The sequence below is a fragment of the Kitasatospora sp. NPDC004669 genome (genome assembly GCF_040609455.1).
Classification (GTDB): Bacteria; Actinomycetota; Actinomycetes; order Streptomycetales; family Streptomycetaceae; genus Kitasatospora.
The window spans coordinates 1-24,747 of the sequence record NZ_JBEXKB010000094.1 but is presented as its reverse complement, the minus strand read 5'-3'; the positions used below and the strand labels follow the sequence as shown (position 1 = coordinate 24,747).

Annotated in this window: 26 protein-coding genes; 16 read left to right on the top strand and 10 right to left on the bottom strand. The window is 72.9% G+C overall.

What is annotated here, in order from left to right; genetic code table 11:
* Nucleotides 1-12 precede the first annotated feature (12 nt).
* Complete coding sequence (locus ABZW30_RS41600) at nucleotides 13-795, top strand: DUF4232 domain-containing protein (RefSeq protein WP_355676515.1); 783 nt, start codon at nucleotides 13-15, stop codon at nucleotides 793-795.
* Nucleotides 796-915: 120 nt separating this feature from the next.
* On the opposite strand, the gene ABZW30_RS41595 is transcribed toward ABZW30_RS41600, so the two are convergent.
* On the bottom strand, nucleotides 916-1,479 hold the full coding sequence (locus ABZW30_RS41595; protein ID WP_355676513.1) for a YbaK/EbsC family protein: 564 nt from the start codon (nucleotides 1,477-1,479) through the stop codon (nucleotides 916-918).
* A 232-nt stretch (nucleotides 1,480-1,711) separates the two neighbouring features.
* Between ABZW30_RS41595 and ABZW30_RS41590 the strand changes: the two genes are divergently transcribed.
* Nucleotides 1,712-2,020, top strand: a complete 309-nt coding sequence (locus ABZW30_RS41590; RefSeq protein ID WP_355676512.1) for a hypothetical protein — start codon at nucleotides 1,712-1,714, stop codon at nucleotides 2,018-2,020.
* Nucleotides 2,021-2,221: 201 nt separating this feature from the next.
* Nucleotides 2,222-2,797: a hypothetical protein gene (locus ABZW30_RS41585; protein WP_355676511.1), complete on the top strand. Its 576-nt coding sequence runs from the start codon at nucleotides 2,222-2,224 to the stop codon at nucleotides 2,795-2,797.
* Nucleotides 2,798-2,806: 9 nt separating this feature from the next.
* Here the strand turns inward: ABZW30_RS41585 and ABZW30_RS41580 are convergent, their stop codons facing one another.
* The 3 genes from ABZW30_RS41580 to ABZW30_RS41570 form a co-directional block, all read right to left on the bottom strand.
* Nucleotides 2,807-3,499 (bottom strand): phosphatase PAP2 family protein, encoded by a 693-nt coding sequence (locus ABZW30_RS41580; protein WP_355676510.1) that lies wholly within the window; start codon nucleotides 3,497-3,499, stop codon nucleotides 2,807-2,809.
* Between the two features lie 213 nt (nucleotides 3,500-3,712).
* Complete coding sequence (locus ABZW30_RS41575) at nucleotides 3,713-4,513, bottom strand: hypothetical protein (RefSeq protein WP_355676509.1); 801 nt, start codon at nucleotides 4,511-4,513, stop codon at nucleotides 3,713-3,715.
* Between the two features lies 1 nt (nucleotide 4,514).
* Nucleotides 4,515-5,159 carry a hypothetical protein gene (locus ABZW30_RS41570; protein ID WP_355676508.1) on the bottom strand — a complete coding sequence of 215 codons (645 nt, stop codon included), beginning with the start codon at nucleotides 5,157-5,159 and terminating at the stop codon, nucleotides 4,515-4,517.
* Nucleotides 5,160-5,298: 139 nt separating this feature from the next.
* Between ABZW30_RS41570 and ABZW30_RS41565 the strand changes: the two genes are divergently transcribed.
* From ABZW30_RS41565 to ABZW30_RS41555, 3 genes are all read left to right on the top strand, one after another.
* Entirely contained in the window at nucleotides 5,299-5,976 is a 678-nt protein-coding gene (locus tag ABZW30_RS41565) for a response regulator transcription factor (RefSeq protein WP_355676507.1), read from the top strand.
* On the top strand, nucleotides 5,969-7,420 hold the full coding sequence (locus tag ABZW30_RS41560; RefSeq protein ID WP_355676506.1) for an ATP-binding protein: 1,452 nt from the start codon (nucleotides 5,969-5,971) through the stop codon (nucleotides 7,418-7,420). Before ABZW30_RS41565 ends, ABZW30_RS41560 begins: the two co-directional genes overlap by 8 nt.
* Before the next feature lie 159 nt (nucleotides 7,421-7,579).
* Complete coding sequence (locus tag ABZW30_RS41555) at nucleotides 7,580-8,752, top strand: hypothetical protein (protein ID WP_355676505.1); 1,173 nt, start codon at nucleotides 7,580-7,582, stop codon at nucleotides 8,750-8,752.
* Nucleotides 8,753-8,870: 118 nt separating this feature from the next.
* On the opposite strand, the gene ABZW30_RS41550 is transcribed toward ABZW30_RS41555, so the two are convergent.
* Nucleotides 8,871-10,433, bottom strand: coding sequence for an acyl-CoA synthetase (locus ABZW30_RS41550; protein ID WP_355676514.1), 1,563 nt, complete (start codon nucleotides 10,431-10,433; stop codon nucleotides 8,871-8,873).
* 187 nt (nucleotides 10,434-10,620) lie between these two features.
* Here ABZW30_RS41550 and ABZW30_RS41545 point away from each other — a divergent pair, with 187 nt between their 5' ends.
* The 4 genes from ABZW30_RS41545 (at nucleotide 10,621) to ABZW30_RS41530 (ending at nucleotide 14,586) form a co-directional block, all read left to right on the top strand.
* Nucleotides 10,621-12,423: an acyl-CoA dehydrogenase gene (locus ABZW30_RS41545; protein ID WP_355676504.1), complete on the top strand. Its 1,803-nt coding sequence runs from the start codon at nucleotides 10,621-10,623 to the stop codon at nucleotides 12,421-12,423.
* 292 nt (nucleotides 12,424-12,715) lie between these two features.
* Nucleotides 12,716-13,087, top strand: coding sequence for a fic family toxin-antitoxin system, toxin component (locus tag ABZW30_RS41540; protein WP_355676503.1), 372 nt, complete (start codon nucleotides 12,716-12,718; stop codon nucleotides 13,085-13,087).
* Nucleotides 13,088-13,209: 122 nt separating this feature from the next.
* A complete protein-coding gene (locus ABZW30_RS41535; RefSeq protein ID WP_355676502.1) occupies nucleotides 13,210-13,806 on the top strand; it encodes a helix-turn-helix domain-containing protein in 597 nt (198 codons plus the stop codon).
* Between the two features lie 141 nt (nucleotides 13,807-13,947).
* Complete coding sequence (locus tag ABZW30_RS41530; RefSeq protein WP_355676501.1) at nucleotides 13,948-14,586, top strand: restriction endonuclease; 639 nt, start codon at nucleotides 13,948-13,950, stop codon at nucleotides 14,584-14,586.
* Nucleotides 14,587-14,619: 33 nt separating this feature from the next.
* On the opposite strand, the gene ABZW30_RS41525 is transcribed toward ABZW30_RS41530, so the two are convergent.
* On the bottom strand, nucleotides 14,620-14,781 hold the full coding sequence (locus ABZW30_RS41525; protein ID WP_355676500.1) for a hypothetical protein: 162 nt from the start codon (nucleotides 14,779-14,781) through the stop codon (nucleotides 14,620-14,622).
* Between the two features lie 698 nt (nucleotides 14,782-15,479).
* Between ABZW30_RS41525 and ABZW30_RS41520 the strand changes: the two genes are divergently transcribed.
* From ABZW30_RS41520 to ABZW30_RS41510, 3 genes are all read left to right on the top strand, one after another.
* Nucleotides 15,480-16,574: a substrate-binding domain-containing protein gene (locus ABZW30_RS41520; protein WP_355676499.1), complete on the top strand. Its 1,095-nt coding sequence runs from the start codon at nucleotides 15,480-15,482 to the stop codon at nucleotides 16,572-16,574.
* 208 nt (nucleotides 16,575-16,782) lie between these two features.
* Nucleotides 16,783-17,571: an ATP-binding cassette domain-containing protein gene (locus ABZW30_RS41515; RefSeq protein ID WP_355676498.1), complete on the top strand. Its 789-nt coding sequence runs from the start codon at nucleotides 16,783-16,785 to the stop codon at nucleotides 17,569-17,571.
* Nucleotides 17,568-18,833, top strand: a complete 1,266-nt coding sequence (locus tag ABZW30_RS41510; RefSeq protein ID WP_355676497.1) for a sugar ABC transporter permease — start codon at nucleotides 17,568-17,570, stop codon at nucleotides 18,831-18,833. Before ABZW30_RS41515 ends, ABZW30_RS41510 begins: the two co-directional genes overlap by 4 nt.
* A gap of 190 nt (nucleotides 18,834-19,023) precedes the next feature.
* Here the strand turns inward: ABZW30_RS41510 and ABZW30_RS41505 are convergent, their stop codons facing one another.
* From ABZW30_RS41505 to ABZW30_RS41495, 3 genes are read right to left on the bottom strand one after another with little or no spacing between them, the layout of a single operon-like run.
* Nucleotides 19,024-20,640, bottom strand: a complete 1,617-nt coding sequence (locus tag ABZW30_RS41505) for a serine/threonine-protein kinase (RefSeq protein ID WP_355676496.1) — start codon at nucleotides 20,638-20,640, stop codon at nucleotides 19,024-19,026.
* Nucleotides 20,641-20,645: 5 nt separating this feature from the next.
* Nucleotides 20,646-20,789: a hypothetical protein gene (locus ABZW30_RS41500; RefSeq protein WP_355676495.1), complete on the bottom strand. Its 144-nt coding sequence runs from the start codon at nucleotides 20,787-20,789 to the stop codon at nucleotides 20,646-20,648.
* Complete coding sequence (locus ABZW30_RS41495; protein WP_355676494.1) at nucleotides 20,789-21,133, bottom strand: regulator; 345 nt, start codon at nucleotides 21,131-21,133, stop codon at nucleotides 20,789-20,791. The genes ABZW30_RS41500 and ABZW30_RS41495 overlap by 1 nt, the downstream gene beginning before the upstream one ends.
* 164 nt (nucleotides 21,134-21,297) lie before the next feature.
* Here ABZW30_RS41495 and ABZW30_RS41490 point away from each other — a divergent pair, with 164 nt between their 5' ends.
* The 3 genes from ABZW30_RS41490 (at nucleotide 21,298) to infA (ending at nucleotide 23,185) form a co-directional block, all read left to right on the top strand.
* Nucleotides 21,298-21,888, top strand: coding sequence for a hypothetical protein (locus ABZW30_RS41490; RefSeq protein ID WP_355676493.1), 591 nt, complete (start codon nucleotides 21,298-21,300; stop codon nucleotides 21,886-21,888).
* 179 nt (nucleotides 21,889-22,067) lie between these two features.
* Nucleotides 22,068-22,886: a GNAT family N-acetyltransferase gene (locus ABZW30_RS41485; RefSeq protein WP_355676492.1), complete on the top strand. Its 819-nt coding sequence runs from the start codon at nucleotides 22,068-22,070 to the stop codon at nucleotides 22,884-22,886.
* Nucleotides 22,887-22,960: 74 nt separating this feature from the next.
* Complete coding sequence (infA, locus tag ABZW30_RS41480) at nucleotides 22,961-23,185, top strand: translation initiation factor IF-1 (protein ID WP_355676491.1); 225 nt, start codon at nucleotides 22,961-22,963, stop codon at nucleotides 23,183-23,185.
* Between the two features lie 89 nt (nucleotides 23,186-23,274).
* Here the strand turns inward: infA and ABZW30_RS41475 are convergent, their stop codons facing one another.
* Complete coding sequence (locus tag ABZW30_RS41475; RefSeq protein WP_355676490.1) at nucleotides 23,275-24,483, bottom strand: GNAT family N-acetyltransferase; 1,209 nt, start codon at nucleotides 24,481-24,483, stop codon at nucleotides 23,275-23,277.
* Nucleotides 24,484-24,747: the final 264 nt, after the last annotated feature.

Sequence of the window (24,747 nt, the reverse complement as noted above, 5' to 3'; positions counted from 1 at the left end):
CCGGCGGCCCCGGTGTCCGGCGGGGTGCCGGACACGCCCGGGCCGGCGGGGGACGGGGTGCGGATCACCGCTGTCAACTCGAAGTGCGCGGAGTACGAGGTGACCAACTCGGGCGGCGAACCCGCCGATGTCACCGTGCTGTTCAGCCGGCTCTCGGCATCCGGGGCCGCGCTGGACAGCGTGACCGAAACCATCGCCGGGCTCGCCCCGGGCGCCACCGAGAAGAAGCGGATCGACCTGGCCGGGCGCGGCCCGGAGCGGCCGGGCGCCGGGCCGCAGCTGAAGATCGCCCGGGTCCGCAGCGTCCCCAGCGCCGAGGCCCCGCAGCCCGGCGGCCCCTGCCCGGCGTCGGGTCTGCGGGTGTACGCCGACCAGGGCGACGCCGCGATGGGCCTGCGGGTGGTCGGCCTGCTCCTGCGCAACTGCGGGACGTCCACGGTGACCGTCAACGGCTACCCGCAGCTGCAGTTGCTCGACCTGGAGCACCGGCCGGTCGACGGGGTGCGCATCCTGACCGGCGGCGCCGGGATCGCCACCGGCACCGGCGCGGACACCCCGCCGCAGGAGATCGCTCTGTACCCGGGGGAGGGCGCCCACGCCACCCTGGTGTGGCGCAACACCACCGAGGCCGGCGCGCCGGTGAACGCCCCCTACGTCCGGGTCCGCGCCGTCCCGGGCGCGGACCCGGTGATGGTCACCCCGGAACTCGACCTGGGTACCACCGGACGCCTCGGCGTCGGAGCGTGGGTCCGGGACGACGGCGGGGAGCCCGTGACCAGGCCGTCGGCGGGGTGACCGGGAGTCGCCGCAGCTCGTACGGGTGTCACAACAGCTTGCAGGTGAACTCGTCCGCAGGCTCGGCCGGGGACGAGCAACCCTCCGGGCGAGTGCCCGCCCGGCGCTCGCCTTCCGCCGTCAGCCGGCCAGGCCCGGCAGGACCTCGGCACCCGGGAGTCGGGTCAGCGCCCGGCCGGGCAGGATCAGCTTGCCCCGGCGCCGGCCGCTGCCGATCAGGACGTACGGCGCCTCGGCCACCGCCGCGTCGATGAGCAGCGGCCAGTCGCCGGGCAGGCCGACGGGGGTGATGCCGCCGTACTCCATACCGGTGAGCTCGACCGCGGTGTCCATCGGGGCGAAGGACGCCTTCCGTGCCCCGAGGTGGGTGCGGACCGCCTTGTTGACGTCCACCCGGGTGGTGGCGAGGGCGAGGCAGGCGGCCATGGTCACCTCGCCGGCGCGCTTGGCGGCGACCACCACGCAGTTCGCCGAGAGCTCCAGCGGCGCGTCGTACGCCGCGCAGAAGACCGCGGTGTCCGCCTTCTCCGGGTCGGTGTCCACGTAGAGCACGGATGCGGCGGCCTCCCGGGCGTCCCAGTTCTCCAGGGCGTGGGCCACGGGCGCGGCGAGGCCGACGCCCGCCTCCAGCGCCGGGACGACGGTCGGGAAGTTGCCGAAGGGTGCGCGCACGGGTTCGGTCATGGCGGGGACTGTAGCGCGGTCCCGGCCTGGAGCCGATGGCGGCCGCCAGGCCCGGCCGGGGGCGTCGTGGGGCTGCCTGGCCGGCCGCCTCGGGCCGCAGCAGGGCGCCGCTAGGCGGGGCGGCGGAGGAGGGCGAGCAGGCTGGAGGCGAGGACGGCGGGGGCCCGGTCCCGGGCGAGGTGCCCCTCGTCGGTCTCGGTGATCATGGCGTGGGCGAGCGCGCAGCGGGTGGTTGTTCTCCGACCGCGGTGCCCACGGCCGCCTCGCCGACGTCCTCCACCAGCTCCAGCACGGCCTGTTCTGGTTCACCGGCCTGGCGCCGCTGGAGCCGTTCGCCGTCCACGGCGCGAAGGACTTCTCCGCAGACGCCTTCGCAGCCGCCACGGAGGCGTACGGGAGGCGGCTGGACGGGCTGTTCACGGATGAGCCGATCCCGTACCGCACCCTCGACGGGGGCGACCACGACCGCTCGATGCGACTCCTGCCGGGCATCGAGCCCGAGGGGACGGCGGGCCTGGACATCCACCTGCGGTCCCGTTGACCGGTCCGCCCGGGCGGGCTCGCTACGATGCGCGGCGTGATTCTCGCTGCTGACACGCATTCGCATGCGTACCAAGTCGGATATCTCGTCGGAACGTGGGGTATACCCGCTCTCATCGCGGTTCTCCTCGCCTGGCGGTTCACCGGCACGTGGCGCAACCCGGTCGCTCGCACAGTCGAGGAGGCGCCCCACGTCGCCGCGGTGCGAAGCAGACGCAGGACCGTCAGTGTTCTCGCGACTCTCCTCGTCGCCGGCGCCGTGCTGACCGCGGTGGTGGTCCAGGTGGGTTCGGACCCGTCCTTCGGCCCGGCGGCCGAGTCAGGTCCGGTCGGGCGCACCGTCGATCCTCCGGCGACGGTCGCTGGTTACCACCAGATCACCGGTGAGGCCGCGGAAAGCCTGTCGGCCCGGCTGCCGGGCACGACCCCCGAGCGCGTCTGGTTCTACTCGGCCACGCCGGACGACACCCGGCCGGGCCTGATCTTCAGCGCCTCCACCGCGCAGTGGAGTCCCCGGCTCGCCGAGGAGATCCGTACGCATTCCCTCTCCTGGGGCCTGGTCAACTTCTTCGCGGGCGCCAAGATCGACGATCCCGAGGACGTCGATGCCGGCCCGTTGGGCGGAGCCATGCAGTGCGGGAGCCAGCCCGGGAAGAGCGCCGTGGTGTGCCGCTGGGGCGACGCGTCGACGGTGGGCTCCGTCGCGGTCTTCGGCACCACGGACATTCGCCGGGCCGGGGCGATCGCGGTGCAGTTCCGCAACGCCGCCGAACACTGAGCGTCCGCGTCACGCGGCAGGCCGGTTCGAGGAGGGGCTCGTGGATGTCGTCGCGCGCTGGGTCAGCGGCACGACCGCTGTGCCCACCGCGAGCCAGGCGCAGCCGAGCAGCCAGCCGCCGAGGACGTCCAGGGGCCAGTGCACTCCGAGGTAGATACGGCTGAGGCCGACCAGGGCCGCGAACAGGACGGCGCCCACGACGGCGGTCCGGGCCGCTGCCTGGTGGGCTCGGACGACGGCCATGGCGAGCAGTCCGGCGCAGACCGTCGAGGTGAAGGAGTGTCCGGAGGGGAAGGAGTAGCCGGAGGCGTCGGCAGCCCAGTTCGTCCGTGGCGGGCGGGGGCGCTCGAAGGCGTACATCAGGCCCAGCCGGACGAGCTGGCCCGCGACCATCCAGAGCACCGGGGCCAGGAACACGGGGACGGCCCGGCGTGGGGGGCGGGGTACGGGCATGGCCCGAAGGGTGACGGCCCCGGCGGCCAGGACGAGGAGGTAGGGAACCACGCCGGAGCCGAGGTCGGTGATCACGACGGCCACCGCCCGGGCGGCGCCCGGCCGGTGGGCCGCGCTCCAGTTGTCGGCCCAGCGCTCGAAGTCGAACGGCGCCTGGTCCTGGCTGGCCAGCAGCGCCGCCAGGACCGTGAACAGCAGCACCGCGGCGCCGGCGGCCACCTGCCACCGGCGCCGGGCGGCGCGGGTCACACCACGGTCCGCCGGCGCCACGGGACGCAGCGGGCCCGGCCCGCCGACCGTCATCGCGCACCCGCTGGGATCGGCTCCGGCACGAACGCGATCCCCAGGGGGAGTGATCCGGCGTCCGGCGGGTTGACGGCCGGAAGGCTCGACGGGAGGTTCATCGGGTGCCGCGCCCTTCCTCGGAGCCGGGCCCGTGGGGGCCCGACGGCTGATCGGAGGTCAGGCCGATGCTCGCGTCTCCCGGCGCCCGGCGGCGCTCAGCCACGCCACGGCCGCCACGATGATCACCGCGAGCACCAGGCTGACCGGCCCGGTGCCGAGGTCCAGACCGCCGCGCTCACGGCTGACGCCGGCCCAGTCGGCGAAGCAGGCGCCGAGCGGGCGGGTGAGCACATAGGCCCACCAGAAGGTCAGGACCGGCGACAGGCCGGAGAGCCGGTGGGCCAGTGCGGGTACCGCGATCAGGGCGGCGAACAGCAGCCCGGAGGGCAGGTAGCCCCAGCCCAGGGTGGCCGCGGTCAGGTCGCCGACGGCCGTGCCGAGCGCGAAGGTGGCCATCACCGCGCACCAGTAGAAGACCTCCCGGCGGCCGCCCGCGACGGTCTCCACCGCGAGCGTCCCCTCGGTGCGGCGCCACAGCGCGAACACCAGGGCGAGGACGAGGGCGAACGTCGCCGCCGAGGCGACGTACGGCACCCCGAGGGCGACATGGGCGACGTCGGCGGCCATGGTGCCGAACACGCTCACCATGATCACCGCCGCCCAGTACACCGCCGGGACGTAGCGCCGGGCCCGGGCCTGGGCGAACAGCGCGACGGCCAGCAGCAGCCCGGCCGAGCCGACCGCCGGCACCGGCCCGAGGACCCGGGCGAGGTAGTCGGAGGTGGTCTCGCCCATGCCGGTGGTGAGGATCTTGACGACCCAGAACACCGCCGTCACCTGCGGGACCTTGCTCAGGACGGGCCGCGCGGGCGCGCCCGGGCGGCGCTGGGCCGCCCGGGGGGTCGTCGTGGCGCCCACGTCAGCCGCCGAGGACGGTGTTGCCGGTGATCGTGCCGTTGGCGCCGTCCACAGTCACCGCGTGCCGCACGCCGTCGGGGCCGAGGACCACGGCTTGCCAGGCCTGGCCGCCGCCCTGCTCGCCGACCGGGCTCAGCGACTCCACCTTGCCGCCGGAGACCGCGGCCGAGGCCTTGGCCACGGCCGTGGCGGCGTCGGTGGCCGGCAGCGGGGCCGGTGCGTCCGCCTCGGTCCGGCTGTCCCCGCCGGTGCGGTCCTGGCCGCCCTGCTGGTCCTGGCCGCCGTGGTGGCCGTGGCGGCCGCCGCGCTGCTGGTCCTGGCTGCCCTGCTGGTCCTGGCTGCCCTGCTGGTCCTGGCCGCCGTGGTGGCCGTGGCGGCCGCCGCGCTGCTGGCCCTGGCCGCCCTGCTGGTCCTGGCCGTCGTACCGCTCGTGCTCGCCCGCCGCCCACTTCCGGCCGTCGCCGTGGCCCTCGTGCTCGTGGTGCACCGCCACCGCGGCCGCCGCGCCGCCCAGCACGACCGCCGCCGCGCCGACCACGACCCAGCGCTTCGACCGGCCGCGCACCCAGCGTCCGGCCCGGCCCAGGCCCGTGCGCGTCCTGCCCGCGCTCTTCTTCGGCTCCGTGCCTTCCATGGGCTCGCTCACAGCACCCACCCCGCTCCTCGACCAGGCCCGGGCCGTCCCCGGGCGAGACGGACAGGATGTCCGGGCCTTGCTGAAGATCAGCTGAAGACCTGAAGACCCCTTCAGCCTCCCGCCGAGGCGACCTGCGACCCTGGTGGGCATGCGCGTACTGGTGGTGGAGGACGAACGTCGGCTGGCCCTGGCCCTGCAGCACGGGCTGGCCGCCGAGGGGTTCACCGTCGACGTCGCCCACGACGGCCTGTCCGGCCTCGCCCAGGCCATGGACCAGGCCTACGACGTGGTCGTGCTCGACATCATGCTGCCCGGCCTCAACGGCTACCGGGTGTGCTCGCGACTGCGCGCCTCCGGCAGCGACGTCGGCATCCTGATGCTCACCGCCAAGGACGGCGAGTGGGACGAGGCCGAGGCACTGGACACCGGCGCCGACGACTACCTGTCCAAGCCGTTCTCCTTCGTCGTGCTGGTCGCCCGGCTGAAGGCGCTCGCCCGCCGGATCGGCAGCCGGGCGCCACGGCGCACCGTCCTGGGTGACCTGGTGGTGGACTCCGCCGCCCGCACCTGCACCCGGGGCGGCGTGGCCGTCGCCCTCACCCCGCGCGAGTTCGCCATCCTCGACCACCTCGCGCGGCGGGCCGGCGAGGCCGTCTCCAAGCGCGAGATCCTCGAAGCGGTCTGGGACAGCGGCCCGGACAGCGACCCCAACACCGTCGAGGTCCACGTCAGCGCCCTGCGGCGCAAGATCGACACCCCGTACGGGCGGGCCGCCGTGCAGACCGTGCGCGGTGCCGGCTACCGACTGGCGGCCGACGGTGGCTGACCGCACCCCGATCCGCCGGGTCCGTGCCGCCCTGCGCCGCCGCCTCGCCGGACACCTCCGCCTCGCCCGGCACCCCCGCCTCGCGGCCCTGGTCGACCGGCTGACGCCGCGCTCGGTCCGCGCCCGCACCACCCTCGCCGCCTGCCTCAGCGTCGCCGTCGTCCTCGCCGTCGCCTCGGGCGCCGTGGTCCTGCTGCTGCGCGCCAACCTGGCCCGGACCGTCGAGGACGGCGCCCGCGAGCAGGCCGAGGCCGTCGCCCGCACGGCCGAGGACGGGCGGCTCGGCAGCCAGCTCCCGCTCGACCACGGCACCGACTTCATCCAGGTGGTCGACGCGAGCGGCCGGGTGGTCGCCGCCAGCCAGAACCTGACCGGCCACCCGGCGGTCGCCCCCACCGGCCACCCGAACGGCCACAGCACCTTCAACCTGCGCGCCCTGGGTGACGAACACCACCAGCGCGTCACCACGCTGACCGCCGTCACCCCCACCGGCCCGGTCACCATCCACGTCGGCGCCTCGCTGCGCACCGTCGACGCCGCCGAGGACCTCACCACCGCCGCCCTCGCCGGGCTGAGCACGGTGCTGCTGCTCACCGTCGGCGCCCTCACCTGGCGGGCGACCGGCCGCGCCCTGCGGCCGGTCGAGGCGATCCGTGCCGAGGTCGCCGCCATCGGCGACCGGGACCTCGACCGCCGGGTCCCCGAACCGCGCAGCGACGACGAGATCGCCCGGCTGGCCGGCACCATGAACGCGATGCTCGGGCGCCTCGAAGCCGCCGGGCACCGCCAGCGCCGCTTCATCGCCGACGCCTCCCACGAACTGCGCAGCCCCCTGACGGTGCTGCGCACCCAGCTGGAAGTCGCCCGCGCCCACCCCGACCCCGAGGTGCGCGGCGACCTGGTGGCCGGAGCCCTGGAGGACACCGAACGTCTCCAGGCCCTCGCCGCCGACCTGCTGCTGCTCGCCCGCCTGGACGTGGCCGGCCACGACTGGCCGGGTGAACCCGTCGATCTGGTGGAGCTGGTGCACACCACGCTCGCGGCCCGAGGAGCGGAGCCCCACCTCGTCACCGTCCACCTGCCCACCGCCGTCACCGTGCCCGGCAACCCGCTGTGGCTCGGACGGCTGCTCACCAACCTGCTCGACAACGCCCAGCGCCACGCCCGACACCGCGTCACCGTCCGCCTCGCCGTCGACCGGGCCTGTGGCGGGGCCGTGCTGGACGTGGCGAACGACGGGCCGGTGATCGACCCGGCCGACCGGGAGAAGATCTTCGAACGCTTCGCCCGCCTCGACGACGCCCGCAGCCGGGACGACGGCGGCACCGGTCTCGGCCTGCCGATCGCCCGCGACATCGCCGCCATCCACGGGGGGACGCTCACCGTCCTCGACACCCCTGGGGCGACCACGTTCCGTACCCGTCTGCCGGTGCTTTCCGGGTGAAAGCCACCAGCGACCGTCACCTGGAGTGATCGGCAATTTGGCCGACGTCGTCAGGCGGTCCGCGTAGGTGCGTGCCTAACGTGGCGTTCCGGGGGCCACGTTGAGCACTTCCGCGGGCCAGGACGAGCGGTCCGGCCCGCCCTCCAGGAGGCAGTACACATGAAGCTTCGGGCATGTTCGAGCGCGCTGGTGACCGCCGCGCTGACCCTCGGTCTGACCGCCGTCGCGTGCCCGGCCGGGGCCGCGACGGCGTCCCCGGCCGGGGCAGCGGACCAAAGGCCGTTCCTGGACCGGTTGAACACCGTGTCCACCGTCGCGTCCACCGTCCCCGAGAACGGCGACGTGAACCCGTACGGCACGTTCACCATCCGCGAGAGCATCGGTGATCTTCACCGGGGCAACGTCCTGGTCAGCAACTTCAACAACTCGGCCAACCCGCCGTCAGGCGAGCAGGGCAGGGGCACCACCCTGGTCCAGATCACCCCGGGCGGCACCCGGACCACGTTCGCCACGATCGACCCGAACAATCTGCCCGGCCCGTGCCCCGGCGGGGTCGGCCTCACCACGGCGCTGACCGTGCTGCCCGGCGGTTGGGTCGTGGTCGGCAGCCTGCCCACCGCGGACGGCAGCTCGGCCACCGCCATGGCCGGCTGCCTGCTGGTGCTCGACAAGCACGGTACGGTGCGCGAGACGATCGCGAACGACTACATCAACGGACCGTGGGACATGACCGCCGTCAGCACCGAGAAGCGGGGCGGGGGGAGCGGGCGGACCGAGCTGTTCGTCACCAACGTGCTCAACGGGACGGTCGCGGGCGGCGGCGCGGAGGTCGACGAGGGCACCGTCCTGCGGATCACCCTGTGCACCGAGGGCGACCAGCCGCCGCAGCCGGTGGCCACCACGGTGATCGGCTCCGGCTTCCCCGAGCGGACCGACCCGGCGGCGCTGGTGGTCGGCCCGACCGGCGTCGCCCTCGGCCGCGACGACACCCTCTTCGTCGCCGACACGGTGCGGAGCCGGATCACCGCCATCCCGCACGCGCTGACCCGGGAGGACAGCGCGGGCATCGGCCGGGTCGTCACCGAGGGCGGCAGCCTCAACGGCCCGCTCGGGATGGCCCTCACGCCCAGGGGCGACATCCTGACGGTCAACGGCGGGGACGGCAACATCGTCGAGACCACCGAGCACGGCCGGCAGGTGGCGACCAAGCAGATCAACAACGAGGGCACCCCGCCCGGCGCCGGCGCGCTCTTCGGCCTCGCCCTGGACCTGGACCACGACGCGGTCTACTTCGTCAACAACGCGGACAACGCGCTCGACGTCCTGCACTGAGCCTGTGGGGGCGGCCCTCGACCGTGACGGCGGTCGAGGGCCGCCCTGCCCGTGGACGTCGTCCGTCAGGGCACCAGGACGCTGATGGCCCGATCCCTCAAGGAACGGCTGTGCGTGCTCAGTCGACGGAGAGCCGTGCCCGGAGTTCGCGCTTGAGCAGCTTGCCGCTCTGGTTGCGCGGCAGGTCGGCGACGAAGACGACGTTCTTCGGGGCCTTGAAGGGCGCCAGGCGGCCCTTGACGTGGGTGATGAGTTCAGCGGCCGTGGGAGCGACGGCGTCGGGCTTGAGGACGACGAAGGCGGTGACCGCCTCGATCCACTTCTCGTCGGGTGCGCCGATCACCGCGACCTCGGCGACGGCGGGGTGGGTGTGGACCGCGTCCTCGACCTCGCGGGAGGCCACCAGGACGCCGCCGGTGTTGATGACGTCCTTGATGCGGTCGACGACGGTGAGGTAGCCGGCCTCGTCGGCGACGACCAGGTCGCCGGAGTGGAACCAGCCGTCCTTGAACGCCTCGGCGGTCTCCTCCGGCCTGTCCCAGTACCCGAGGCACAACTGCGGGGATCGGTAGACGATTTCGCCCGGGGTGCCGGGCGGCGCGTCCGCCCCGTCGCGGTCGACGATCCGGGTCTCCACGAACAGCACCGGGCGCCCGCACGAGGACGGTCGCTCCGGGTGCTCCTCGGGCCGCAGCACCGCGGCGAGCGGCCCGACCTCCGACTGGCCGAAGCAGTTGTAGAAGCCCACGTCGGGGTGGCGGGCGCGCAGCCGGTCGAGCACCGTCACCGGCATGATCGAGGCGCCGTACTGCGCCTTGCGCAGGGAGGACAGGTCGCGCCGGTCGAGATCGGGGTGGTCGGCCAGCGGCACCCACACCGTCGGGGCGAGGAAGAGCGAGCCGATCCGGTCGCTCTCGATCCGCCGGAGCACCTCGGGGATGTCCGGCGACTCCATCAGTACCACGGAGGCGCCGACGGCGAGGTAGGGCAGCAGGAAGACGTGCAGGCCGGCCGAGTGGTGGAGCGGCATGCAGATCAGCGGCCGGTCGTCCTCGCGCAGGTCGAGGGCGAGGATCGCGGACACGTACTGGTGGGTGAGCGCGCGGTGGGTCATCATCGCGCCCTTGGGGCGGGAGGTGGTGCCGGAGGTGTAGAGCAGCTGGGCGAGGTCGGTGTCGCGCACCTCGGTGTCCGGGTCGGGCACCGGGCCGGTCAGCGCGGCGCTGAGCAGCGCGGTGTCGAGTAGCGCGGCGTCGAGCAACCCGGAGTCGCCGTCGCGCAGCGGCACCACGTGCTCGATGTCGAGCCGAGTCCGGACACGGTCGACCTCCGGCGCCAGCGCCGGGTCGGTCAGGACCACCCGGCTGCCGGACCGGCCGAGCAGATGGATCAACTCCCCGCCGGTCAGCGCGTAGTTGACCGGGACGTGCACCAGACCGGCCCGGGCGCAGGCGAGGAAGGCGATCGCGTAGGCGTCGGAGTTGCGTCCGTAGGCCGCGACCCGGTCGCCGGGGCGCAGACCCAGCGCCGTCAGGTACCCGGCGGCGCGGCTGACCGCGTCGTCGAGCTGCCGGTAGGTCCAGGTGCGGTCGGTGAAGGACAGCGCGATGCGGTCGGGTGCGCGGCGGGCACTTCGCCGCAGCAGTCCGTCGACGGTGCTGCCCCGGGGATCGTTGAGCATGGTCGCGGTCTCGCTTTCGAGTTCGGGCTCGTGGACGACAGCGGGCACCGGACATCATGCTGCCGCGCCCACCCATCTCGACACCGGCCGGGGTGTGGTGGTGGCATGACGGGCGGGGAAAGACCCCCGATGCCCGCACCTGCTCCTGTCGTTCTCCCTGTCCCCGTTGTCCTCCCCGAACGGACGCATGACCTTGGACTCCCTGCTGCTCTCCCGTCGAGACCTCGAATTCCTGCTGCACGACTGGCTGGACGTCACGGCCCTCACCCGCCGCCCCCGCTTCGCCGACCACGACCGGGACACCTTCGACGCCGTGCTGGAGCTCAGCGAGGCCATCGCGACGCGGCACTTCGCCACCCACAACAAGAAGAGCGACGCCGAGGAGCCCCGCTTCGACGGCGAACGGGTGCACGTCATCCCGGAGGTCAAGGAGGCCCTGCGGGTCTTCGCCGAGGCCGGACTGGTCGGCGCCGCGATGGACTACGAGGTCGGCGGCCAGCAGCTGCCCGTCGTGGTCGCCAACGCCTGCCGGGCCTGGTTCCAGGCCGCCAACATCGCCACCGCCTCCTACCCGCTGCTCACCGTCGGCAACGCCAACCTGCTCCGGGCGTACGGCACTCCGGAGCAGATCGACACCTTCGTGCGCCCCATGGTCGAGGGCCGCTTCTACGGCACCATGTGCCTGTCGGAGCCCCAGGCCGGTTCCTCGCTCGCGGACATCACCACCAAGGCGGTGCCGCAGGGCGACGGCACGTACCGGATCACCGGCACCAAGATGTGGATCTCCGGCGGCGACCATGAGCTGAGCGAGAACATCGTCCACCTGGTGCTGGCGAAGATCCCCGGCGGTCCGGCGGGCGTGAAGGGCATCTCGCTGTTCATCGTGCCCAAGTTCCTGGTCCGGCGGGACGGCACTTCGGGGGAGCGCAACGACGTGGTACCGGCCGGTCTCAACCACAAGATGGGCTACCGCGGCACCACCAACACGATGCTCAACTTCGGCGAGGGACGGCACACCCCGGGCGGCGCCCCGGGCGCGGTGGGATACCTGGTCGGCGAGGCCCACCACGGGCTCGCCTACATGTTCCACATGATGAACGAGGCCCGCATCGGCGTCGGCCAGGGCGCCACGGCGCTCGGCTACACCGGCTACCTGCACGCCCTCGACTACGCCCGCACCCGCCCCCAGGGCCGTCCGCTCACCGGCAAGGACCCGAACGCCCCGCAGGTCCCGATCATCGAGCACCCGGACGTGCGCCGGATGCTGCTGGCGCAGAAGAGCTACGTGGAGGGCGCCCTCGCCCTCGGCCTGTACTGCAGCCGCCTGCTGGACGAGGAGACCACCGCCGAGCAGGAGTCCGAGCGCACCCGCGCCCACCTGCTCCTGGACGTCCTGACCCCGATCGCCAAGAGCTGGCCCTCGCAGTGGTGCCTGGCCGCCAACGACCTCGCCATCCAGGTGCACGGCGGCTACGGCTACACCCGCGAGTACGACGTCGAGCAGTTCTACCGCGACAACCGGCTCAACCCCATCCACGAGGGCACCCACGGCATCCACGGACTGGACCTGCTCGGCCGCAAGGTCGTCATGAACGGCGGGGCGGGGCTGACACTGCTCCTCGACACGTTCGCGGCAACCGCCCTGCGGGCCGAGGAGGCCGGCGGGGAGGCGGCGGAGCTGGCCGCCGCGCTGGAGCAGGCCGCCGGCCGGATCGGGCGGACCACCGCAGTGCTCTGGTCGACCGGGGACCCGGCGACCGCGCTGCCCAACGCCTCCGTCTACCTGGAGGCCGTCGGCCACGTGGTGCTGGCCTGGATCTGGCTGGAGCAGTACCTCGCCCTGGGCGACGGCGCGGACGCCTTCCACGAGGGCAAGCGGCAGGCCGCCCGGTACTTCTTCCGGGTAGAACTCCCGCGTACCGGGCCGCAGTTCGACCTGCTCGACAGCCTGGACCGGACGGCGGGGGACTGTCGGCCCGAGTGGTTCTGAGCGGCCGCCTCGGCCGAGTTCAGCCCGCCCGGACCGTCCGGGCGGGCTGGGCCGTGTCCTTACGCGTCGGCGCGGATCCCGACACAGGCGGCGCACCGCCCGGGTGTGGATCCCCCGAGCTTTGGTAGCGCCTGCTGCACATCGCTACGCTCGCGACCATGAAACAGCCGACCGTGCGACCGGACGACACAGTGCACCGTGCCCTCGGCGAGCGCGCGCGGCGGTGGCCCGCGTTCTCGGCCCGGTCCGGGCCGTCCGTGGGGAGCGCCCGCGTGACCTGGGCGGACGCCGCGTGATCCTCCGGATCGACCGGGCCTGGCTGCTCGACATCGCCCACCAGTGCCTGCCGGACGACCCGGACATCACCGACTACGGCACCCTCGCCGCAGCCGTCGCCCGGCACGCCGACTCCGTCATGGACGTCCCCGTGTACGAAGCCGTCCACCAGCGCGCCGCCGCCCTGATGCACCAACTGATCCGGGTCCCGGCCCTGGAGTTCGGGAACGAGCACTTCGCCGTCGTGGTCGCCGCCGCCTACCTCAGTGCCTCCGGCGTCATCGTCACCGCCGAACCCGAACAGGCCGTCGCCCTCGCGGCCCGCATCCGCGCCGGGCACGCGGACGTACGGGAGGCGGCGGAGGCCATTCGTACCTGGTACCGCTGAGGGGATTCGGGCGGGTCTGCTGCCTGGACCGGGTTGGCGTCGATGACCTGGTGAGCGCTGTGGACCCTGAGCCGGACATGAACTTGATTACGCCAGCCATTGCGTGAGGATAGAGTAACGGTGTGTCACGTTTTCGGCTGTATCCGACGCCTGCGCAGGAAGAGCGGATGCTCCTGCACTGTGCGCACGCCCGGTACGTCTGGAACCTCGCGGTCGAGCAGCACGCTCATTGGAAGCCGGGTCGCAAGGTGGCGCCCGGGTTTGCGGAGCAGTGTCGGCAGCTCACCGAGGCCCGGCGTGCGAACGAGTGGCTCGGAGCGGGCAACGCGGACGTTCAGCAGCAGGCGCTCAAGGACTTTGCCAAGGCCGTCACCATGAAGATCGCCGACCTGCTCACCTGGCCCCACCAGATCAACAGTGGGCTCTGCGACCGCCTCCTGTCCGCCTTCCGGATCGGCGGAGCCGACCTTCGCATCATCCGGACCGACGACAGTGTGCAGGCCATCGCCGCTCACGTCGCCGCGGGAACCGGCATCGGCATCACCGTCGAATCCGCGCTCGACCACCAACCGCCCGGCCTGCGCGTCATCCCCCTCACCGGCCCTTCGACCACCGTCGACCAGGTCGTCCTCACCCCCGTCGAGCCGTCGGACACCGCCACGGCCCTGCGCGACCTGCTGCTGCACGCCTCGGCCGAGTCGCCCTCGCCTGCCCGGTGAGGGCTGTTCGGCCGTCGGGCGCCGGGATCCGGACAACTCGGCGTCGCAGCCGGCGGAGTTCGCCGGGATCGCGGGCGGCCCGGCAACAGCGGCTTCTACGCTCACAGTTCGCACGAACACCGTGGCGCGAGGGGGAATGCCGTGGCTCGCAGGTCTGTCAGGCGACGCCGGTCGAACGCTGCTCGCCGGGCGCGGCAGGCCAGGGGCAACGCGCTGCTGACCGTGGCGGTCGGCGGACTCGTTCTGCTCGCCTTGGTGGTGCGGTGGTTGGCCCATCACCTGCTGCTGGTCGCGGCGCTGCTGGCCGTGGGCGCGGGGGTGAGTGTCGTGGTGCTGCGCGCGCGAGTGCGGGCGCGGCAGCGGGAGTTTGACGCGCGGGCGGCGCAGCTGCGGCACATCGGGCCGTTCCTGACGATGAGTCCGAAGGCGTTCGAGCACGCGCTGGCGGACCTGTGCCGGCGGGACGGCTGCACGAAGGTGACGGTGGTCGGCGGAGCCGGGGACCTCGCGGCGGACGTACTCGCGACCACTCCCGCCGGGCAACGGATCCTGATCCAGGCCAAGCGGTACGGGCCGCGGACCTTCGTCGGCTCGGATGACGTCCAGAAGGTCAACGGCACCTACCGCGACGTGCACCGCTGCGACCTGGCCGCCGTGGTGACGACCAGCTCGTTCACCAAGCCCGCCGCCGCGTTCTGCGCCCAGGTCGGCATCCGCGCCGTCGACCGGCAGGCGCTCGCCCTGTGGGCGGAGGGGAGGGGCCGGCCGCCCTGGGGCTGACCCGGTACGGCCCCGGTGTGGCAGTCCGGTGTGTCAGTCCGCGGCGCGCAGGTGCCGCGACCAGGCCCGGAGCGTGACCACCAGGGCCGCCAGGCTCAGCGCCAGGAGGGGGACGAGGCCACCGAGGGCTGCCGCACCGAGCAGAGCGTGGAAGATCCGGTCGGTGTCGGCGACGGCCGCCATGATCGCCCCCATGGGCGCCGCCTACGTCGGCCTGCGGCACGGCGAGATCCCCGACGCCGGCATCATCGGCCGCGTCGCCCGGCAGATCGGTGGATCGGTCGGTGTCGCCGTCCTGGCCGTCATCCTCCAGCACGCCACCAGCGGCGCTCGCACCCCCGAGGGGCTGGCCCGCGGCTACGACACCGCCTTCTGGTGGTCGGTCGCGCTCACCGCCGTCGCCGTTCCGCTGTGCCTGCTCCTGCCCGGCCGGCGGTCGGACCGGTGGGCGGGCGGTGGGGGCGGGCGGTCACCCTCGCACACCACCGCTGACGCGGCGTCAGTGTCCGTGCCGGGCTGGAGAGTCGTGCCCCTGGAGCCCCGCGGGTCGGACGGCCCGCCGGTGGGGCCGCCGCCGTGGAGCATGTGTCCGACTGGAGGAGAAACGCCGCAGCGGACACATCTTGAACACACCAGTTCCGCACATGTTCGGGCGGAGCCCTGGGGATCCAGTCCGTTGACCACGTCGGACGTAGTCGAACCCAACGGGTCGGCGCGCCGGAGATCGGCCGATCCGTCGAGTTCGACTGATGAACGAATGCCTTCAGGAAGATAACGAAAAGGCCCAGTCTGGTCTCGTCATGGATTTACTTCTTGACTCCATCTGGCATATGCGGGTTGACTCCGTCCCACCCCGCCGCACCGTCGCGGCGACGTCAGGGAGGCACCCCCACATGAACGCAACGATGCGTCGCGCCGTCATCGCCACCGCAGCCGTCTCGATGGCCCTGTCCATGGCCGCGTGCGGCAAGGCCGGCGGCGACAAGAAGGACTCCGCCGCCTCCGGCGACAACAAGTCCATCGGTCTGCTGCTGCCCGAGAACGCGTCCTCGACGCGCTACGAGTCCTTCGACCGCCCGTTCATCGAGGCCAAGGTCAAGGCCCTGTGCGCGGACTGCAAGGTGCTCTACAACAACGCCGAGGGCAGCGCCGCCAAGCAGAAGCAGCAGTTCGACACCCTGATCGCCCAGGGCGTGAAGGTCATCGTCCTGGACGCCTTCGACGCCACCTCCACCCAGGCCTGGGTCAAGGAGGCCGCCGCCAAGGGCGTCAAGGTCGTCGCCTACGACCGCCTGGCCACCGGCCCGGTCGCCGCCTACGTCTCCTTCGACAACGAGAAGGTCGGCGAGCTCCAGGGCCAGGCCCTGGTCGACGCCCTCGGGGGCAAGGCCGCCGACGCCAACATCGTCATGATCAACGGCGACGACGCGGACCCGAACGCCGGCCAGTTCAAGGCGGGCGCCCACAAGGTCCTCGACGGCAAGGTCAAGAAGGTCGTCTACGAGCAGTCGGGCGAGTGGAAGCCCACCGTCGCCGGGCAGAAGATCGGCGCCGCGATCACCCAGTTCGGCAAGGACGGCTTCCAGGCCGTCTACTCCGCCAACGACGGCATGGCCGGCGCGATCATCACCCAGCTCCAGGGCGCGGGTATCAAGGTCCCGGTCGGCGGCCAGGACGCCGGCCTCGACGCCGTTCAGCGCATCGTGAACGGCGACCAGGCCTACACCATCTACAAGGCCTACAAGCCGCTCGCCGACAACGCCGCCGAACTGGCCGTCGACCTGCTGCAGGGCAAGGACGTCAAGTCCGTCGCCAGCGCCAGCATCGACAGCGCCACCGACAAGGGCATCCCGGCCAAGCTGCTCGACCCCAAGGTCGTCACCAAGGCCAACATCCAGGACACCGTCATCGCCGACGGCCTCTACAAGGCCGCCGACATCTGCACCGCGGACTACGCCGCCGCCTGCGCCACCGCCGGCCTGAAGTAACACGCGGCCGGCTCGGAGTAACACGCCGCCGGCCTGACGTAGCACGCGCGGGCGGAGCTCCCCACTCCCCGGGGAGCACCGCCCACACCGTGCGGCGGGCCCCGCCCCGCCCCAGCACCCCTTTTCGACGCTCACCCGCCCGCCCCGCACGGCGCGCGGGCCAGCCCGGTCGCCGACCCACCATCACGGCGCACACGGGAAGAAGGAGATGGTTCACGTGACAGGCGCACCCGTACTGGCGTTGCGCGGGGTCTCCAAGCGCTTCGGCGCCGTCCAGGCACTGACCGACGTGCACCTGGAGGTACACGCAGGCGAGGTGGTGGCCCTGGTGGGCGACAACGGCGCCGGAAAGTCCACGCTGGTGAAGACCATCGCCGGCGTCCACCCCATCGACGAGGGAACGATCGAGTGGGAGGGCAAGGCGGTCTCCATCGGCCGTCCGAACGACGCCCAGGCCCTCGGCGTCGCCACCGTCTACCAGGACCTCGCGCTCTGCGACAACCTCGACGTGGTCGGCAACCTCTTCCTCGGCCGCGAGCTCAAGAGCTTCGGCACGCTCGACGAGGTCGCCATGGAGAAGCGCGCCCGCGAACTGCTCGACACCCTCTCCATCCGCATCCCGAGCGTGCGCATCCCGATCGCCGCCCTCTCCGGCGGCCAGCGCCAGGTGGTCGCCATCGCCCGCGCCCTCGTCGGCGACCCCAAGATCGTCATCCTGGACGAGCCCACCGCCGCCCTCGGCGTCGAGCAGACCGCCCAGGTCCTCGACCTCGTCGAGCGCCTGCGCGAACGCGGCCTCGGCGTCATCCTGATCAGCCACAACATGGCCGACGTCAAGGCCGTCGCCGACACGGTCGCCGTCCTGCGGCTGGGCCGCAACAACGGCGTCTTCGAGGTGGCCGGCACCTCGCACGAGGAGATCATCTCCGCCATCACCGGCGCCACCGAGAACGCCGTCACCCGGCGCCAGGCCCGACTCGCGGAGGAAGCGAAGTGACCACCGAACAGACCACCCCGGCCCAGCCCGCCCCGGCCACCCCCGCGGTCGATCCCCGCCTGCTCGTCCGCGAGGCCGGCTTCGCCGGCTACCTCGGGGAGTTCAAGCGGAAGATGAAGAACGGCGACCTCGGCTCCGTGCCCGTCGTCCTCGGTCTGATCCTCATCGGCGCCATCTTCCAGAGCGTCACCGGGGACTTCCTCAACGCCGACAACCTCACCAACATCACCAAGTGGATCGCGGGCCCCGGCCTGATCGCCGTCGGCATCGTCTTCGTGCTCCTCCTCGGCGAGATCGACCTCTCCCTCGGCTCCGTCGCCGGCGTCTCCGCCGCGATCGCCGCCGTCCTGTCCGTGCGCTCCGGCTACAACGAGTGGGTCGCCTGCCTGATCGCCGTCGGCGCCGCCGTCGCCATCGGCGCCCTGCACGGCTTCTTCTTCGCCAAGATCGGCGTACCGGCCTTCGTCGTCACCCTCGCCGGCCTGCTCGCCTGGAGCGGTCTGCAGCAGTACGTCCTCGGCGACAAGGGCACCGTCAACGTCGTCAACGACGGCGTCCTGGCCAACCTGGACACCTACTTCCTCGGCGACGGCGACATCGCCTACACCTGGGGCCTCGCCGTCCTCGGCATCGCGCTCTTCGCCGCCGGGCAGATCCTCGACGCCCGCCGCCGGACCGCCGCCGGCCTCACCGCGCGGCCCATGGGCGAGATCGCGCTGCGCACCGGCGTCCTCGCCGTCATCGCGCTGACCGCCGCCTACATGCTCAACCAGGACCGCGGCCTGCCGCTGCCCCTGCTGGTCTTCCTGGCCGTCGTCGTCATCACCGACTTCGTCCTGCGCCGTACCGGCTACGGCCGGCAGATCTTCGCCGTCGGCGGTGGCGTGGAGGCCGCCCGCCGGGCGGGCATCAACGTCGCCTGGGTCCGGATCTCGGTCTTCATGATCTCCGCCGGCATGGCCGCCCTCGGCGGTCTGTTCATCGCCTCCCAGCAGGGCTCCGCCGACAAGCTCCTCGGCGGCGGCAACGTCCTGATGAACTCCATCGCCGCGGCCGTCATCGGCGGCACCAGCCTCTTCGGCGGGCGCGGCAAGACCTGGTCCGCCCTGCTGGGCATCCTGGTCATCCAGTCGATCATCACCGGCCTCGACCTGGTCCACGTCAACCAGGCCATCCAGTACATGATCACTGGTGCCGTCCTGCTCGCCGCCGTCGTCCTGGACTCCGTCTCCCGCCGCACCCGCAAGACCGCAGCGCGCTGACCCGACGCCACACCGACCGGCCCGGTACCCGACCCCTCGGGTACCGGGCCGCCTCGTCGGCACATGACGACCACGTGAGGGACGACCCTGCAGCCGGGGGCAACGGGCTCTCGTGCGCCAGAACGCTCCGCACCGGACGGCCCGAGCGTGACGGCGGAGGGAGTGGCTGTGCCGGCGGAGCGCGGACCGCCTACTGGGGGCGCGCCTCGGTCCTCTTCACATGGCCCTGGAAGTCCGCCGACAGGTAGGCACTGCCGTAGGCGTCCTTGACGTAGACCAGGATCGCGGGCCCCGGGTTGAAGGTGTCGTACTGCACGATGACGTACTCGTCGGTCGGGTGGGCGATGCCGAGGGTGGTGTAGGCCTGCTGCAGCAGCCCGGGGAGCTTGTCCCAGTCGACGGCGTTCAGGTCGACGGCCTTGTCGTCGGCGGTCATGGTGCCGCCGCCGTTCGGATCGCGGGAGGGCTTGCCGTCCCGGTAGGTGAACTTGTCGTAGAGCCTCGGATTCCCCGGGACGGGCGCTCGACCGTACGCGTTGTCCGCGGCGAGCCAGAACTCCACGACCTGGGTGCCTCCCATCGTCGGGCTCAACGCCCGGACCACCGAGCGCGCGCCCTCCGGGGTGATCAGGCCCGGGTGCTCGGGGGAGGCGGTGACCGGCGTGTAGTCCGACGCGCCACCCTGCGAGTAGGCGTTGTTCACCGTCCATCCGATCGCGGCGGCCAGAACGGCGGCGGCGAACCAGCTGGACCGGATCGCCCTGCGCGTGGAAGGGCTGTGGACCGGACGGGGCCGGGCCGTCTCCGGGGGCACGTCCTCGACCCGGGTGGGGGAGGGCGTGTCGGATCGCGGGTTCAACCGCACGGTGTCGACGGCGGCGCGCACGGTCTCGGCGGTCGGCTCCGCCGCTGCTTCGGCCCCTGGCCCGGTCCCCCCTTCGACTCCTGGACCGGTCTCCGCTTCGGCTGCCGCTTCGGCCGCCGCCAGCAGGCGGTCGAGTTGCTCGGCGTCCGGCCGGGCCGCGGTGTCCCGGACCAGGAGGGCGGACAGGACGGGGGCCAGCGCTCCGGAGCGCACGGGCGGCGGGATCGGCTCGTCGAGAACGGCGGCGAGGGTGGCGAGGCTGGTGGCGCGCCGCAGCGGGTGCCGGCCCTCGACGGCGACGTAGAGCGTCATCCCCAGCGACCAGAGGTCCGAGGCCGGGTTGCCCTCCTCGCCGCGGATCCGCTCGGGGGCGATGTACTCGGGTGAGCCGATCAGCCCGCCCGTGGTGGTCAGACTGGTCGACTCCCGCAGTGCGGCGATGCCGAAGTCGGTGAGGACCGGAGTGCCGTCGGGGCGCAGCAGGACGTTCCCGGGCTTGACGTCGCGGTGCTGGATGCCGGCCGCGTGAGCGGCGCGCAGTGCGGACAGCACGCCGCGTCCGAGCCCGGCCGCCTCCAGCGGCGACAACGGGCCGCGCGCCAGCCGGTCGTGCAGGGAGCCGCCGGTCACCAGCTCCATGACCAGCCAGGGATGGGGGAATTCGGGCAGGTCGACGATGTGATGGATCGTCACCACGTGCGGATCGCTGAGCCGGGCCAGCGACCGGGCCTCGCGCAGTACCCGCTCGCGCATGACCCGCGCGGCCCTCGGGTCGCCGTCGAACGCGGCCGGGTCGGGCGGGCGTACCTCCTTCAGCGCGACCTCGCGGTGCAGAACGACGTCGCGCGCCCGCCACACCAGCCCCATGCCTCCGCCGCCGAGCCGCTCCAGGAGTTCGAAGCGACCGTCGATGAGCCGGGTGTCCGACCCCCCTGTGTTCATGGCGGTCATCGTAGGGCTTCGGTGGGGTCGACCCCGCGGGGGGTGCGCAGCCGCGGCCAGGCCGCATCGATCAGCGCCGCGTGGGAGGCGCGCAGGCTGTTCTCCAGGTACTGCCAGGCCTGCCGGTCCTCGCCCGCCAGGCCCCGCATCAGGGGGGGGTGACGGGCAGTCCGTTGCGGCAGATGCGATCGAGTTCGCTGCGGACCAGCGTGTTGGCGGAGGAACGCACCGACTCCAGCCCGTGTTCCAGGTCGATGCTGAGCGGATCGAGGAAGAACGGGCCCGCGCCGGTCGCCGGGACCAGCTCGCTCAGCGGCGCGACGGACCGCGTGGCCGTGGCACCGAGCAGGCGGTGCCGACGGGCGAACGCCGCGCCCGCATCGCGGCGTTGCAGCATGGCGACGGCCAGTTCGAGCTCCATCAGCGGCGCCGGCCCGTCCGCGAACCGGGTGCCGAGCAGGTCCTCGGCCGTGAAGCGGATCCGCAGCACCACGCTCCGCCCCTCCCAGCGCGCCCGGGCTTTCGGCTCAGGCCGAAAGCATCGCGCCGGCGCAACCACGGTCCGACGATACCCAGTGCGCGGCCGCGGTGGCAGTGGGCTTGCGAGCGGCCGTCCGGTCCCGGCGCGACTCCCCACCCGACTTCCAGGAGGCTTCCATGCGTCGGCCGACGTACCTCACCCGACCGGCCGCCCTCGCCGCGGTTCTGGCGGCGGCCGTCCTCCTGCCGGCCGCCCCGGCCGCGCAGGCCGACGACGATGCCGGCTGGCAGCCGTACCACGGTCAGGACACCGATGCGCCCGCCGGGACGCTCTGCCCGTTCCACCTGCACATCGCCGCCCTGATCGACCAGGAGGAGACCAAGACCGTCACCCGCTACCCCGATGGCTCGCCCGCGAAGGTGCTCTGGCGCGGGCCGCTGATCCTGCGGTACACCAACGTGGACACCGGCGCCCACGTCGACCGCGACCAGAGCGGCCGGGCCACCGAGTACCGCCGGCCGGACGGCAGCACGCTGTGGGACGTCCCGCGGACCTCGCACATCTCCGCCGAGATCCACCCCGGCAACCCGTACCACGCTGTCGGCGACTACCTGTTCAGCGGCGGCGCGGTGCTGCTGGTGCACCCGGACCACCAGGTCGAGGTACTGGTCCAGCACCAGGTGGAGAACCTCTGCCGGACCCTCGCCCGGCCGGCCGTCGGGGTCCGCCCGCGACGGGGGTGCGGGCGGACCCCCGTGGACCGATAAATGGGTTGGGCGGGCACATCGTCGGCTGCTACTGTCTGCGCAGCCGTGAGACGACGCGAGGAGGTGACACCCATGAAGGCTGTATCCGTGTGGGTGCTCCCCCTTTCCGTCACGGCGGGCGATTGACCTTGGTGTCGCCCGGGAGCGCCTCGAAGAAGGCACTTCCGAAAGGCAACACCATGAACGATTCGCATTCCATTCCCAGCACCGGCGACCACACCCCGGGTACCGGCGACCACGCGGTCGTGGTCACGCGGGTGTCGGACACCGAGTGGCACGCCATGGACGGCGACCAGGTGGTCGGCTGCGGCGACGCCTCGGTCCGGCCCGACGGCCGGCTCTTCGTCGGCATCGACGCGTGGCACGGTGAGGTCTTCGCTCGCGTCGCCGAAGCGATGACGGCGGACCTGCCGGCACCGCTGTACGCCGTCGCCGACGAAACCGACCGGGACTCGGTCTCCGCCTGGCAGCGGGCCGGCTTCACGACCGTGCGCCGCGAGTGGGGCTACGTCGTGCCCACCGACCCGCAGGTCACCGGGCTCGGCCCGGTGCGGCCCCCGGCGGGCGTGGTCGTCGTGCCCGTCGGTCAGGCGGAGGAGGCGCCGCTGCGCGCCCTGGACCAGGTCCTGCACGCCGAGATCGAGGCCGGTCCCGGCTGGCAGGCGATGCCGGCCCAGGTGCTGCCCTGCCCGGCGGGGACCACGGTGGTCGACCCGTCGAAGTACGCGGTGGCCCGACAGGCGGGCCGGTACGTCGGGCTGCTCCGGCTTGCGCCGCTGACCCGGCAGCCGCGGATCGGCCTGATCGCGGTCCGGGCCGACCTCCAGCGCCACGGCATCGCCCGGGCGCTGCTGGCCGACACGCTGGACGCGCTGCACCGCCGCGGGACGGCCTCGGTCTGGGCCGAGGTCACGGAGTCCAACGCGGCCGCCACCGCCCTCTTCGAGGGCATCGGCGCCCGGCGCGCGGGCAGCACCCTGGAATTCGTCCGTCGCTGACGCCCCGCCGCGCGTTCGCGGCTTCCCGGTCGACCACAGCGTCAAGTGAACCAAGAAACGAAGAGGTGGGAGCCATGACCAAAACAGCCAACGGCATAGAGGTCGAAGGCATCGTCGTCGAGTGCCTTCGCAACGCCAACTTCAAGGTGGAACTCCCGAACGGGCACACCGTGCTCGCCCACATCAGCGGGAAGGTCCGGAGGAACCACATCAAGATCCTCCCGCAGGACCGGGTGCTCGTGGAGCTCAGCCCGTACGACCTCAGCCGCGGCCGGATCCGCTTCCGCTACCGGTCGTAGCGCATGCGCCGCCGGTCGCGGCCGGGCCACCACCAGGGGTGGTCCCGCCGCGACCGGCGCGTCGCCGACGGGGGTCGGGCACCCGCCCGTCAGAACCAGTGCAGGCAGTGCGGTGGGCGCTCGGCGCGGAAGAGGGCGTCAGCGAGGGCGGCCGCGTCCGGGCGGTGGGCCCGGATGTGCCCGGCCCGGACGAGCGTGCTCGGGGTGGTGCCGCCGAGGTAGACCGCGCCCAGGTCCCGCACGTCCAGGGACAGGTCGGGCTCCCGGTCCGTCGGGACGCACTCGGCCTTGCCGTCCCGGACGGCCAGCAGGTACCGGCCGTGCTCGCCGAGGAAGGGGTCGTCGACGTCGAGGACGAGCTCTCCGTCGCTGAACCAGCCGCGTGAGGTCAGCGCACGCGGGACGTCCAGCAGCCGCACCCAGAGCCAGTCGGTGCTGTTGCCCACCTGGGCGGCGTTGAAGTCCGCGAGCTGCCAGCGCAGCGGGTGCTCGGACGGGAAGTGCTTGAAGACGACCCGGGTGATCAGGTCGTGTTCGAGGGCGAACCGGGCCAGGGCGGTGGAGACGGCGTCGTCGACGGCGATCGTCTCGTCGACCGTCAGGGTGTCCCCGTCGAGCGAGTAGCTGGCGTACCCGTCCGGAACGCCGTCGGCGTCCCGGTGGACGGCTATGTAGCGCGGCGCCGGGGCGATCGGGGGCTGTCCCGCGCCCAGGGTCCACCAGCGGTGCGGCCGGGACAGCGCGCCGGGCCGGGTGCGGCGGTACCGGTCGTAGACCTCCTCCAGGATCTCGCCGCACTCGGCACGCCGGAGCACCTCGACCGAACCGGTGTCCGCGCCGCCGGCCCGGGGGGCTGCGAGGGCGGCCTGGTGGCGCGGCACCGTCAGCCGCCCGGTGTACGTCGCCGGGCCGTAGCCGAACCTGCCGTAGATCAGGGCCTCGGAGGCCAGCAGGACGGAGAGGACCTCCCCGCGGGCCCGCAGCTCGGCGAGCTGGTGCCGCATCATCGCGGTGAGCACGCCCTGGCGGCGGTGCGTGGGCAGGACGCCGACGTTGCTCACCCCGGAGACCGGGGTGATGACCTGACCGGGCAGGGTGAGCTCGAAGGAGTACGCGCTGGCGGTGCCGACCGGCCGCCCGTCGGCCGCCACGGCGAGCAGGCTGCGGTTCAGCTCGGTCGCCGACCACCAGACCCCGCTGCCGTCCTCGGCCGGGGTCTCCGGGAAGCGTCCGAACGCGGCATGGAGGGTGCCGAGGAAGACGTCGAGGTCCTGGTCGGTCGTGGAACGGATCTTCATTGCTGTCGCTGCCTCCCTGGGTTACCGGCGCCACGACGCGTGGTGCCCCGCCACAGTCCAGCGTCGACCCGTGCCCGGGTCAAACGAATTACGGCCGGTCAGCACAGGTGCCGCGACGGCGAGTTCGCGCGAAGCGGCCGCTCAAGCCTGAGCCCGGACGGTAGGACACGGTGGGGGAAGAGCGGCGGCCCGGCACGCACCCCCGTGGCGTGCCGGGCTGTCGGCCCGCTGTGGTCCTCCGCGCCGGACCGGTCCCGCCGGACC

Coding starts and splice junctions, on each gene's coding strand:
- ABZW30_RS41520 (WP_355676499.1), top strand. CDS start 15,480: ATGAACGCAACGATGCGTCGCGCCGTCATCGCCACCGCAGCCGTCTCG.
- infA (WP_355676491.1), top strand. CDS start 22,961: ATGACCAAAACAGCCAACGGCATAGAGGTCGAAGGCATCGTCGTCGAG.
- ABZW30_RS41525 (WP_355676500.1), bottom strand. CDS start 14,781: ATGGGGGCGATCATGGCGGCCGTCGCCGACACCGACCGGATCTTCCAC.
- ABZW30_RS41500 (WP_355676495.1), bottom strand. CDS start 20,789: ATGCGGGGCCTGGCGGGCGAGGACCGGCAGGCCTGGCAGTACCTGGAG.
- ABZW30_RS41475 (WP_355676490.1), bottom strand. CDS start 24,483: ATGAAGATCCGTTCCACGACCGACCAGGACCTCGACGTCTTCCTCGGC.
- ABZW30_RS41550 (WP_355676514.1), bottom strand. CDS start 10,433: ATGCTCAACGATCCCCGGGGCAGCACCGTCGACGGACTGCTGCGGCGA.
- ABZW30_RS41545 (WP_355676504.1), top strand. CDS start 10,621: ATGACCTTGGACTCCCTGCTGCTCTCCCGTCGAGACCTCGAATTCCTG.
- ABZW30_RS41490 (WP_355676493.1), top strand. CDS start 21,298: ATGCGTCGGCCGACGTACCTCACCCGACCGGCCGCCCTCGCCGCGGTT.
- ABZW30_RS41565 (WP_355676507.1), top strand. CDS start 5,299: ATGCGCGTACTGGTGGTGGAGGACGAACGTCGGCTGGCCCTGGCCCTG.
- ABZW30_RS41505 (WP_355676496.1), bottom strand. CDS start 20,640: ATGAACACAGGGGGGTCGGACACCCGGCTCATCGACGGTCGCTTCGAA.
- ABZW30_RS41595 (WP_355676513.1), bottom strand. CDS start 1,479: ATGACCGAACCCGTGCGCGCACCCTTCGGCAACTTCCCGACCGTCGTC.
- ABZW30_RS41555 (WP_355676505.1), top strand. CDS start 7,580: ATGAAGCTTCGGGCATGTTCGAGCGCGCTGGTGACCGCCGCGCTGACC.
- ABZW30_RS41485 (WP_355676492.1), top strand. CDS start 22,068: ATGAACGATTCGCATTCCATTCCCAGCACCGGCGACCACACCCCGGGT.
- ABZW30_RS41515 (WP_355676498.1), top strand. CDS start 16,783: ATGGTTCACGTGACAGGCGCACCCGTACTGGCGTTGCGCGGGGTCTCC.